A 12082-nucleotide genomic window follows, 5' to 3' on the forward strand; every position below is an offset into this window, starting at 1 on the left:
TCAAAAAACATACCCGTAGGCCTTGCGACTGTATAAAAGCTCTACATCAAGGGTGCAGCCGCCTTGACAAGCCGACCTGTAAGCTTCACCGTCCATTTTTCCCTGCGCACCATGTCCATCGTAACCAGTCTGCATTTTCCAAGAGTATTCTGGAAATCCTCCTCAAGCTCTTTGATACAGTCCACACCATAGAGATAAGTGGCACATTCAAAATGATGGTACAGACTTCGGTAATCCAGATTGATGGTGCCTACCACCGCCTCCCGTGAATCGCTGACAAACACCTTGGCATGGACGAAGCCCGGTGTATACTCATAGATCTTTACACCTGACTCAAGCAAAGAGGCATAGTGGGTTTTTGCCAGAGCATAGGGCACAAATTTATCAGGAATCCCCGGCAGAAGCAGCTTCACATCCACTCCCCTCTCAGCCGCGAATTTCAGCGCTGTCTCCATCTCCCCATCAAGAATCAGATAGGGCGACATGATATGTACATATTTCAGAGAGCGGTTCAAAATATCCATATACACCCTCTCTCCCAGCTTGTCTTCATCCAGGGGACAGTCGCCGTAAGGAATCACATATCCCTTTGCTGCTTCCACAGGAAAAGACGGGTAAGCCAAGAAGCGTCCATACTCCTCCTTTTCCTCCAGAATCCCCCACATCTGCAGAAACATTAGCGTAAAACTCTTAACTGCCTCCCCCTTCAGCATGACAGCAGTATCCTTCCAGTGGCCGAATTTCTCCTTCTGGTTAATATACTCATCCGCAAGGTTCACCCCGCCGTTAAAAGCCGTATGCCCGTCAATGACCAGAATCTTCCTGTGATCCCTGTAATTATAATGAGTGGAAACAAAAGGCGTCACAGGGGCAAAGATCTTGCACTTAATTCCCAGCTTGCGCAGACGCTTGGGATAATCCCTTGGCAGCAGGGCGAACTCACAGGAACCGTCATACATGACGCGGACATCCACGCCCGCCGAAGCCTTCCTTGCAAGAATCTCAAGAATCCTGCCCCACATCAAGCCCTCGTCCACAATAAAATACTCCATAAAGATAAAATGCTCTGCCGCCTCAAGCTGTCTAAGCATTTCCTCAAACTTATTCTCCCCAAGAGGGAAATATGTGACAGCGGTATGCTCATATACTGGATGGCATCCGCTTCTCTGTATATAATGAGCCAGTGACGCCACGCCCTGATTCTCTCTCGTGAGCATCTCCATCACATCTTCTGACTGTGGCACACTCTCCCTGGTATTGGCAATAATCTGGTTCATACGCGCCTTAAGGGCCCGATGCCCAATATCGCTTTGGGTATACGCAAACAAAAGGACGCCAAACACAGGCACAAGCATGATTGCAATCAGCCAGGTAATCTTTGCCGTAGGGTTAATCTTACTGTTAAGCAGGTAAATAACCATTACAACCGTAAACAGTGCCGTTCCACCCATGATATGGGGTAAAAATTCCTCAAACCATCGGAAGATGCCAAACAACATCAAAACCTGGATAATCAGAAGAAGCAGTATCAGTCCAAAACGGCTGAACACCCCATGGATGATCCCTTTTTGTCCTTTTTTCAAGAGGTTAAGCCCCTTACTCTTATAATCGGTCTGCATTTCCTAACCTCTCTTTCACACATTGTACTTATCTACTATTACATCATCATAAACCATCCGGTAACTGTACAGTCAAGTCTCAATCTTTATTTTATATCAAAGAATCCGGAGAGAAATTCTCATAATCAATCTCACAACGCTCAAACGCATTGATTATCTGGGTTTCCTGGTACACATCATGCCGCTTATGCCGCCTGCCGTAAGACATATGCACATGCCCATGTAAGAAAAACTTTGGTTTATATTTCTCAAGAAGGGCCCTGAACACTTGGAACCCCTGATGGGGCAGGTCCATTCCATCATTGAGCTGATACGCAGGAGCATGGGTAACCAGAATATCAAATCCCCTGTGCTTAAGCAGTTGGAACCACAGCTTTCTGACCCGATTCTTCATCTGCCACTCCGTATACTGATAATCCCCAGGCCGGTAACGCATGGAGCCTCCAAGCCCAAGAATCCGCACCCCCTGGTGAACATAGATCTTGTCATCAATGCAGATACATCCGTCCGGCGGAATCTGCCGGTATTTCTCATCGTGGTTCCCATGTACATACAGAATGGGCACAGATGTAAATGTCGCCAGGAATGAAAGGTATCTGGGGTCTAAGTCGCCGCAGGAAATAATAAGGTCAATCCCCTTAAGCTTACTCTTTTCAAAATAATCCCACAGATAGGCAGACTCTTCATCCGCAATCGCAAGTATTTTCATAAATCCATTCTAACCCTTCTTATTCTCAATTCCCTGCTGTGACACAACAGGTTTGGACTGCTCCTTCAATTCATCCTCCCTGGGTATGCTTCCAATCACATTTTCCGCCAGCCAGTCCATGGTAACAATCTCCTCCGGCGACAGCACCTTCGACGGGTCGTCCTGCACGACTCCCTCCTGGGAATACAAGATACCGGAAAAAGGATTAAACTGTCCCAAGGTTATGGTCTCCCGCAGCACCTCAATAAGCCGCTTCGTCCCAATAGGAAGATTCTGCGAGCACACCACGTCGATAACGCCAGCCGACATTCCCCACCAGTAATTGATCGCCTTCTTAGAGGACGGATCATCATCATATTTCCAGGTACCGTCCATGATGGTACGTATCATCTGCTCATAGAATTTCCCCCAATGCCACAGTGGCATGGCAAGGTTTCTGGCAACCTCTCCTTCCAGATGGTAGATTCCAAAGAACCTTGACCCCTCCTCCGGTATTACCATATCCTTACCGGAAATACAATCCACCTGCTTCCTTAGCACATTTTCCATCACGTCCGTATCCTTCTTGGCAGTCCATTCCAGATAAACCTGGGCTCTCGGATTAATCATCTTGGCTCCCAGCGCAAATGCATTGATATTCGCAATCGAGCCATAGATGGGATAATCTGCAATGTAAGCCACTCTGTTGTGGTCCGCCATAGCCCCTGCGATGGCTCCCATCAGGAATTTGGCCTCGTGCATACGGGCATAGTAAGTACGGATATACCGGTGGGAGGTATTAACCGAGCAATTTAAGATTCGCACATTCGGATTGGCGATAGCCGCCTTCACACTTGCCTGCACAAAGGAAGGCGTCGTGGTAAATATAATGTCGCAGCCGTCTGCGATGGCTTCGTCTATGCACTCCTCCGCATTGTCTAAAGTGACGTTCTCATAATAGACTGTACTGACCTCCTCTGGAAAGGTCTGCTCTAAGTGAAGCCGCCCTAACTCATGGGCATAGGTCCAAGCCGACGAGCCCGGCGTCTTCTCATAGATAAACGCAACCTTAAGCCGTGACAGTCCGAAGGGCATAAGCAGGCTTAACAGAGACTTCTTCTCTGTATTGGGGGCCATTTTCAGATCTACGTCCTCGTCCTCCTCCAGAAGCGAGAACTCCTCCCAGGATTTCTCCACCAGGTCTTTTAACTCCTTTGTGGTCAGCTCGTCGATTTCCTTATAGCCGTACAGCTTGATAAACGCAAGGAAAGCGTCACCCACGGTAACCGACATCTTCCCCTTGTCCTGTGCAGTATATTCTGCCATAAACCTACGATAAATCGAGCTGAACTCCAGCCGCTCGTCGTCGTTCCATTCTTCATCCTGCTCTTTTCCCACTGCCTCCAGAAGCTCTTTAAAGCTTCCTTCCTCCGAAAACCAGATATAGTTAATCTTGGTCAGCTCATAGAAATCCAAAAATTCAAAATAAATCCTATTCTCTTTATCATTGGTCCGCTTCGGCACAATCCGCGTCACAGTTCCGGGAACAGAAACCACTCCATAGTATTTCATAACGCTGACGCGTTTATTCCCCTCCAATACATAGAATTTGTTCATATATTCGTATGCCTTGATAGGCTCACGGATTCCCTCCTTCTCATGGCTTGAGCTGAGCTTCGCCCACTTCATGGCGAATTCCGAGGTCTCCCGCAGGATTGGCATGAAGTTGGCCGCAAATGCATTACTCCTTCCTCCGGTCTTGGTTCCCACAATCTGGTCGATTGGAATCTGAACCAAGCCTAACGGCACCTCAGAAAATGTACCCTTAGAAGGGATGATATCGTCTAATACCTCAAGCGTAGGCAGCTCTCCATGAAGCATCCGGTATTGATAATTCTTTTTTCCAAGCTTATATGCTTTCGCATAATCGGTTAATGACATATATATCCTCCTTAAAATAACTTAAGACTTGCTAACATTCCAGCCTATTATATACCATATATTGGAATGTCAGCAAGTCTTACATGCTTTTCTTTATAAATTCATTTACAAGATCTTCTCAAACCCAATGCGGACGTCACCATCCTCACATCCTCCCACCAGACGAAGCCTGCCGCACGCTTTGAAGCCCGCCTTATCCAAAGCCCTCTGCATAGGCAGGTTTTCTGGATGAGTGTCAATTTTGACTGACAAAAAACCTGCTTCTTTTGCCAGCAAAAAACCATACGCGAACATCCTGCCCGCAATACCTTTTCCCTTACAGCCGTCTGCTACGCATACCCTGTGCATAGAGGCATAGGCGCCGTCGGTCAGCCATCTTCCTTCGATTACCTGGTAGGAGGGGTCAGGAGTCGTCTGAAATGCAAACATTCCCAGAATCTCTCCATCCTCAACCGCCAGATAAGCGCAGCCTTTTTGAATGTCTGACAGCCACACCTGGCGGCTTGGATACCCTTTTTGCCACTGGTCAAGGGAAAGCCTCCTAAGCTGACTTTTTGCCTGGTCTGTAATCTCACACATTCTGTCTAAATGCTCTGATGCAGCCACTATGAACTCCATATCTTTTTCCTTTCACTTGTAAGGCATTTCTTGCCCTTACTGGATTCCTGTCACCTGGTAATCCAAAGCCTCTACCGTCTTTTTCAGTACCTCGTCTAAAACGTCGGCATTCAGCGTTACTACCGCTGTCCCTGCCTCATGGCTTACCTGGGCCTCCTCCACCTCTGTAAGAGCCTCCAAACACTTCTTTACACTTGCCTCACAGTGTCCGCACATCATTCCTTCGATTTTCATTGTCTTTGTCATCTTTGTTTCCTCCTGTTTTTGCTGTTTTTCAAATTTATTCTCAAAGCTGCTGTTCTGATTTACAGCTTTGTTCTTCCGTTTTTTGTCCCTTGACCCGTCATACATCCGAAACAAGTTTAACCTCAGCGCGTTGGTCACCACACAGAAGCTGGACAGACTCATAGCCGCTGCTCCGAACATGGGATTTAACTTCCATCCAAACAGAGGGTACCAGACTCCTGCTGCCAGAGGGATTCCAATCACATTGTAGAAAAATGCCCAGAACAGATTCTCGTGAATATTGCGAAGGGTGGCGCGGCTTAAGCGGATTGCCGCCGGAACATCGCTTAAGCGGCTCTTCATCAGCACAACGTTTGCCGCGTCGATGGCGATATCCGTACCTGCGCCGATGGCAATGCCCATGTCGGCTCTCGTAAGGGCAGGCGCATCGTTAATGCCGTCTCCCACCATAGCTGTCCTTCCCTTTTGGGAAAGGCTCCTGATTACCTGCTCTTTTCCATCCGGCAAAACGCCTGCAATAACCTCGTCAACCCCCGCCTGCTCTCCGATTGCCCTGGCAGTCCTTTCATTGTCTCCGGTCAGCATGACTACATGGATTCCCATATTCTTAAGCTCCTCCACCGCTTTGGGACTGTCCTCCTTGATTACGTCCGCAACGGCAATTATACCCATGAGACGTCCGTTTTTCCCAAAGAACAGAGGCGTCTTGCCCTCCTCGGACAGCCTGATTGCCCTCTGCTTCATTTCCTCTGAAACCTCTGCGCCGGCGCTTATGAAAGATAAATTCCCGCCTGTCAGCAGGTCGCCCTTTTGCATCCCGCGAAGCCCGTTGCCCGCCACAGCCTGAAAATCAGTCACCTCCAAACCAGACGGAGCGCCGCCCTTATCCTCATAAGCCATCCCCCTCTCCTTCGCAAGCCCAATAATAGCCTTGGCCAAGGGATGCTCGCTCTTTCTCTCCAGGGCATAGGCCATTTCCAGTAGCTCTTGTTCTGACACGCCATTTGCAATCACATCCGTAACCTTTGGCTCGCCGCTGGTGATGGTTCCCGTCTTATCCAAGGCAACAATCTGCATCTTCCCTGTTTCTTCGAGAGAAACCGCTGTTTTAAACATAATCCCATTCTTCGCGCCCATTCCATTGCCCACCATAATGGCAACCGGTGTCGCAAGCCCAAGGGCGCAGGGACAGCTAATAACCAGCACAGAAATCCCCCTGGCCAGAGCAAATCCAATCCCCTGCCCTGCTGCAAGCCACAAAAGGATCGTGACAATGGCAATGGCTATAACCGCCGGTACGAACACCCCTGACACCTTGTCTGCAATCTTGGCAATGGGAGCTTTTGTCGCCGCCGCATCGCTGACCATCTGGATAATCTGGGAAAGGGTGGTGTCCTCCCCCACTCTGGTTGCCTCACACTTAAGGAAACCAGACTGATTAAGGGTTGCCGCCGACACCTGACTTCCTGCCTCCTTATCCACAGGGATACTCTCCCCTGTCAGGGCAGACTCATTTACCGCGCTGCTCCCTTCCAGAACCACACCGTCCACAGGAATATTCTCTCCTGGCCTTACCACGAACACATCCCCTTTTAGCACTTGTCGGATGGGAATCTCCTGCTCCTTCCCCCTCCCTTACCACAACCGCAGTCTTAGGCGCCAGCTTCATCAGGCTCTTAAGAGCATCCGTAGTTCTGCCCTTGGAACGCGCCTCCAGCATCTTCCCTACAGTGATCAGGGTCAGAATCATTGCCGCAGACTCAAAATAAAACTCATGCATCAGGGACATAACCCTCTCCATATCCATATGCATCTGGGCGTCCGTCATGGCAAACAAGGCGTATGTGCTGTACACATAGGATGCCCCCGCCCCTAAGGCCACCAGGGTATCCATATTCGGCGCACGATGCCACAGGCTTTTAAATCCGCTGATAAAAAAACTTCTGGTTGACCATCATAACCGCTGTCGTAAATAAAAGCTGTATCATTCCCATTGCCACATGATTGCCCGCTAAAAACTTCGGAACAGGCCAGTTCCACATCATATGCCCCATAGAAAAATACATAAGCGGTATCAGGAAACACAAGGAGGCTATAAGCCTCTGCCTAAGCACAGGCGTCTCCATGTCCTTAAGCATCCCTTCATCCATTGCCTCTGCCTCAGACGACTCCTTTTGGCTCTTTTCCCTTTTCTGACTAGCCCCGTATCCCGCTGCCTCCACGGCTTCGATTACCTTAGCGGCGGAAACCTCCCCCTCTACTCCCATAGAATTGGTCAGAAGGCTAACCGAGCAGGAGGTTACTCCGTCAAGCTTTGAGACAGCCTTTTCCACACGCGCGCTGCACGCAGCGCAGCTCATGCCTGATACTGTATATTGCTCCATCTGTCATCACTCCTTTATTCTTTAGGCCAGTTCACGCCATATTCACACAATAAATACCATACCAGGGTATCATCTCATCAACTTCTGCAAGGTGGCCACCAATTCGTCCACCGTCTCATCCTTCCCCTGGCGGATATCCTCCGTCACGCAGGTACGGATATGGCTGGCGAGCAAAACCCTGTTGAAGCTGTTAAGCGCTGCGTTCACAGCCGATACCTGAATCAGAATATCCGGACAATACGCGTCATTCTCCACCATCTTCTTGATTCCGCGAACCTGCCCTTCAATCCGGCTCAAACGATTGATTAGGTCCTTGTATTCTTTCTCTAATCGTTCCTTTGTCTTGTGACAGCATTCCTGCCTTTCCTCCATATGCAACACCCCGCTTCCAAGTATATTATATACCCCACCAGGGTATAATGCAAGAGGCAATTCATAAATTCACAAAAAAATCCATTGGTTAAGGATAACATTTCCTTTCTGCCAATGGATTTTTCTTTTGTAACCTTTAGTCAACATCCAAATATTCTATCTCACACACCCGAAGTACATTTTCTTCAACCTGAAACCGCACCTCCATCCCTGCATATTCCATTCCGTAAATCCTGTGGGCATCCTCCTGATAGGAGGGCCGTGGATCCTGTGACAATACCTGCTTAAGAATCTCCCTGTGCTCTGTGGGTATCTTATCCATCCACACCTTGGGAATCTCTACCTGAAGCTCATACTCCTTAAGCCTCTCCCCAAATCCCCCTAACGCTTCTTCTTTGCAGTCCACATAAGGAAGATAGGGTTTAATATCGTAGATGGGCGTCCCGTCCATAAGGTCAGCGCCTCTGACATGGAGAAGGATTCCTTTCCCCGCCCTTCTCTCCATCCCCTCAAGGGTCACACAGGACAGCCCGATTGGGTTGGGACGAAAGGGCGAGCGACTGGCAAATACACCCACCCGTTTATTGCCGCCAAGCCTTGGGGGTCTTACAGTGGGACTCCATTCTTGCCGGATGGATTTAGAAAATCCCCAGAGCAGCCAGAGGTGTGAAAATTCATCAAGCCCCCTAAGGGCGTCTGGATTGCGGTATTTTGGCTCAAATATAATCTCAGCCCTGGTATCTGCAAGTCCGCTCTGCCTGGGAATCCCAAACTTCGCCGGAAAATCTGTCCGAATATGCGCAATCACTTCTAATGTTAGGCTCCTGTCCATTCTGTACTCTCCCTAAGTAAATCCCTATTCCTGTCTTTCATCAGTGGGCCAGTCTCTCCTTAAGCATCCAAATCTCCTCCTTATGCCCTTCGTCGTCAAGAGGCGTTTCCAGATAGAAGGGCAACTCCTTAAGGGCCGGATGGCGCATCACCCGAAGCAAAGGCTCTAAGCCAATCTCCCCCTCCCCCACGGCTGCATGTCTGTCCTTATGAGAGCCTAAGGGCATCATGCTGTCATTGAGATGAATGGCTTTCAGCAAATGAAGACCAAGTACACGGTCAAATTCTAAAAGCACACCCTCCAGGTCGTTTACAATATCATACCCTGCTGCAAATACATGACAGGTATCCAGGCAGATTCCGATTCTCTCCGGATGGGCCACTTGGTCCCGAATACTTTGTAAATGTTCAAACCTTGCGCCAATCTCCGTTCCTTTTCCCGTCATAGTTTCCAGTAATACTGTAATCTTCTCCTGTCCGGTAATCGCCTGGTTAAGTCCCTGAATAATGTTCTGGATTCCCCGCTTGGTCCCGATTCCTGTATGGCTTCCTGGGTGAAATACCAGGTATTCGATACCAAGGGCATCCATCCTGGCCACATCCTCCCGCAAAGCGGTGCATGCAAACTCATACACCCTCTTTGTATCGCTTGCAAGGTTCATAGTATAAGGGGCGTGGGCCAGAAGGGGGCCAAAATGGTGCTCTGTACGCAGCTTCTGAAACTTCTCCACCTCTTTGTCCGTATATACTTTAAAATTGGAGCCTCTGGGGTTCCGGCTGAATATCTGCATGGTGTTTGCTTCCATCCACACCACATTCTCGGCAGTCTTCGCCAACCCCTTGGCAATCGACATATGTGTTCCAATGGTCAACATCTATTTTCTCCCCACCCATTCTCTATAAGTGATCTTTATATGGTACAATCATTATATCAATGGGTACTCCTGGTGTAAAGCCCTTATTCTTTTAACCAAAACTGTTACTATTCGCTCACCAATTCTTTCACCGTCACTCTGTTAATTACCTTCACAACCACACATGTCCCTATAAATATACATACCGGCAGTAAACTAATCCCTGCCAATCCCCCTGAAAATGAACTAGCAAATGGAAATTCCGTAATCCCCAACCCTTTCGCATAGGGAGTCAGCATTCTCGGCACAATAAAGGTCCCCGCCAAAAGCCCCAGAGTATTCCCAAAAGCAGCAGCCAGACAATTTCTCCACAGATAAATCTTTAAAATCTGCCAGGAGGTCATCCCCACGGCTTTCAATAACCCAATCAGCTTTTTCTCTCGCCTGACCAGTAAAAACGTAAGATTCTCTGTAACCAGGACCAAAATCATAAGCAATACCGCCAGTATCGTCCCCACGGCAGGGGCTAACATCCCTGTAATATTCTCCCCGTTTGACTTTGAGGCAATAAACGTAAACATTCCATCATATTTCTCATTCAATTCCTCCGCGTATTTCCATTTATCCTGGGACTTAGAAAGCACAAGCATATAATCTCCGAAGCCTCCAGAAGCCTCCACAAACTCATCCAAATCCTTGGTCACCATGCGTATAACCTTTCCGGAGTTGGATAAGGTCTGGAAAATTCCTGTAATCTCATACTCCTTCTTTTCACCGTTTATAAACAATTCCATTGTATCACCGATTTTAAGCCCATATTCCTCTGCCAGCGTAAGCCCTATCCCAATCTCATTTTCTTCCTTGGGACGTCTGCCATACAGAGATTTGTCCTTAATTTTTTCATTCCACGGCAGCTCATAGAGCTCAGTCACCATGCTCTGCCATTCTTCTTTCCCCTGGGGCTGATACTTAGGATATACTTTATTTACCCCATATGTATAATCCACCCCTGGGTCCTTTTCCAATTCATCTATAACCGAGCTCACAGGCGTATTTTCTAAGGAGGTGACATAGATATCAGTCCTTATAAACCCCCATGCCTCCGGCTCTCTGTCAATATTCTTAACCGCATGAAGACACCCCATACAAACGCTAAGCAGACACCCAAATATCATTGAAATACCGGCGATATACAGATACCTGACCTTTTTATTCTCCATCCCTCTGACAGCATAGTACCATTCAAATGAACTTCCTCCGTCATAGTAGGTGGGCCCTCCTACTTTCCTTTCTTTTTTATCTGTTTTCCATATTCCATTTCTTATGGCATCGGAGGCATTTAACCTTCTTATTTTAAAAATAGCTCCAAAACATGCGACCATAATCACTGTCACCACAATAAACCATACCAAAACCGGATAATATTTTATCCCATTAAAGGAAATATTATAGATTCCCATATCTCCCAAAATTTTTGTTATGATCCCCTTGCTCATCCAGCCGCCTAGTGTGCTTCCCAGGGCTGCTCCTGCCGTTCCAATGATTCCGTAACAGAAAAGATATGCGCCTATGATTTGTCCCCCTGTCATGCCTAAGGATTGATAGATTCCCATATTCCTCACATCTTCATCCATATCGCTTTTGATCAAAAACAGGGCCAGCGCGATAACAGTAACGGAAAGGATGACGCTCACAAGGCACAATACTTTGCCCGCCATCTGGTATACTGACATATATCCGCCTTTAATCTGCTCATATGTGTAGAGCGTATCGCCCAATGGCATTTGAAAATATTCCTCTGTCTCACGGATAAATGTCTGCTCTGTCAAAGGGCTGTATTTGCCAAACCGAATTTCCAGATAGCTCACCGAATTATTTTCTGAAAGCGGAAAATCTGAAAGCATGTTGTACCCACACCACATCCGGTATACGTTGGTGCTGCTGCCGCCAAAGACAGGGTCCGCGACTATTTTCGCAACCTTGACCTTTACAGATGTATCGGCAAGCTTAAGAGAAACCTCGTCCCCCACTTTCAGCCCCAGAATATTTGCTATCTTCGTAGTAATCCATATCTCATCCTTTTTTGGCATCTCTGCCTCAGAATCCTCTAAAATCTTAGGCGAGAGCAAACTTATTTTGCTGCTTGGAGTATTTTCTTCTAACTCCCATCCCCTATGTATGTCCTTTGGAAGCTCTAGTAATATGCCGTTACTCAGCTTTACTCCATCCTTTTCAATATAATCTATGGTCTTTGTATTTTCTGTTATCTGGTAATGAAAATCCTGGGACGACCCTTCCAGATATTCCTCTACCGCATCACAGGAGACGGCTCCTTTACTCCACAGGCAGCACATTTGCGCCCCTTCCATTCCCTCGTATGCCCTGTTAAATATAACGTCTAATTCCTTCAAAAAGACAACGGCATTTACCAATAAAGCGGCTGTAATCATAATACAGATTCCCATCAGCAGATTGGGGATTTTCCTTCTTTTCACTTTTGCCAGTCCGCACATTATGCTTGCTCTCATA

8 protein-coding genes and 1 pseudogene are annotated in these 12082 nt (G+C 47.7%); all 9 read right to left on the reverse strand.

All coding sequences use genetic code 11. The features are described from left to right. Positions 1–41: 41 nt before the first annotated feature. The 9 genes and pseudogenes from cls to GN277_RS13800 all read right to left on the reverse strand — a co-directional run bounded on the left by cls (position 42) and on the right by GN277_RS13800 (position 12081). Positions 42–1619 carry a cardiolipin synthase gene (gene cls / locus GN277_RS13760; RefSeq protein WP_204162749.1) on the reverse strand — a complete coding sequence of 526 codons (1578 nt, stop codon included), beginning with the start codon at positions 1617–1619 and terminating at the stop codon, positions 42–44. 91 nt (positions 1620–1710) lie between these two features. After that, entirely contained in the window at positions 1711–2328 is a 618-nt protein-coding gene (locus GN277_RS13765; RefSeq protein WP_159751560.1) for a metallophosphoesterase family protein, read from the reverse strand. 9 nt (positions 2329–2337) lie between these two features. Beyond that, positions 2338–4248, reverse strand: coding sequence for a BMP family ABC transporter substrate-binding protein (locus GN277_RS13770; RefSeq protein ID WP_159751561.1), 1911 nt, complete (start codon positions 4246–4248; stop codon positions 2338–2340). A 105-nt stretch (positions 4249–4353) separates the two neighbouring features. Then, positions 4354–4866, reverse strand: coding sequence for a GNAT family N-acetyltransferase (locus tag GN277_RS13775; protein ID WP_159751562.1), 513 nt, complete (start codon positions 4864–4866; stop codon positions 4354–4356). A 36-nt stretch (positions 4867–4902) separates the two neighbouring features. Further along, a pseudogene (locus GN277_RS13780) lies at positions 4903–7496 on the reverse strand (heavy metal translocating P-type ATPase). A 69-nt stretch (positions 7497–7565) separates the two neighbouring features. Then, positions 7566–7868 carry a metal-sensing transcriptional repressor gene (locus tag GN277_RS13785; RefSeq protein ID WP_159751563.1) on the reverse strand — a complete coding sequence of 101 codons (303 nt, stop codon included), beginning with the start codon at positions 7866–7868 and terminating at the stop codon, positions 7566–7568. A 136-nt stretch (positions 7869–8004) separates the two neighbouring features. Then, positions 8005–8700 carry a tRNA (N6-threonylcarbamoyladenosine(37)-N6)-methyltransferase TrmO gene (gene tsaA, locus GN277_RS13790; RefSeq protein WP_159751564.1) on the reverse strand — a complete coding sequence of 232 codons (696 nt, stop codon included), beginning with the start codon at positions 8698–8700 and terminating at the stop codon, positions 8005–8007. A 40-nt stretch (positions 8701–8740) separates the two neighbouring features. Beyond that, entirely contained in the window at positions 8741–9574 is an 834-nt protein-coding gene (locus GN277_RS13795) for a deoxyribonuclease IV (protein ID WP_159751565.1), read from the reverse strand. 107 nt (positions 9575–9681) lie between these two features. Beyond that, positions 9682–12081: an ABC transporter permease gene (locus GN277_RS13800; RefSeq protein ID WP_159751566.1), complete on the reverse strand. Its 2400-nt coding sequence runs from the start codon at positions 12079–12081 to the stop codon at positions 9682–9684. Position 12082: the final 1 nt, after the last annotated feature.

The sequence above is a fragment of the Sporofaciens musculi genome (assembly GCF_009830285.1).
GTDB classification, from domain to species: Bacteria; Bacillota; Clostridia; order Lachnospirales; family Lachnospiraceae; genus Sporofaciens; species Sporofaciens musculi.

Coding starts and splice junctions, on each gene's coding strand:
- GN277_RS13765 (WP_159751560.1), bottom strand. CDS start 2,328: ATGAAAATACTTGCGATTGCGGATGAAGAGTCTGCCTATCTGTGGGAT.
- GN277_RS13795 (WP_159751565.1), bottom strand. CDS start 9,574: ATGTTGACCATTGGAACACATATGTCGATTGCCAAGGGGTTGGCGAAG.
- GN277_RS13770 (WP_159751561.1), bottom strand. CDS start 4,248: ATGTCATTAACCGATTATGCGAAAGCATATAAGCTTGGAAAAAAGAAT.
- tsaA (WP_159751564.1), bottom strand. CDS start 8,700: ATGGACAGGAGCCTAACATTAGAAGTGATTGCGCATATTCGGACAGAT.
- GN277_RS13785 (WP_159751563.1), bottom strand. CDS start 7,868: ATGGAGGAAAGGCAGGAATGCTGTCACAAGACAAAGGAACGATTAGAG.
- cls (WP_204162749.1), bottom strand. CDS start 1,619: ATGCAGACCGATTATAAGAGTAAGGGGCTTAACCTCTTGAAAAAAGGA.
- GN277_RS13775 (WP_159751562.1), bottom strand. CDS start 4,866: ATGGAGTTCATAGTGGCTGCATCAGAGCATTTAGACAGAATGTGTGAG.
- GN277_RS13800 (WP_159751566.1), bottom strand. CDS start 12,081: ATGAGAGCAAGCATAATGTGCGGACTGGCAAAAGTGAAAAGAAGGAAA.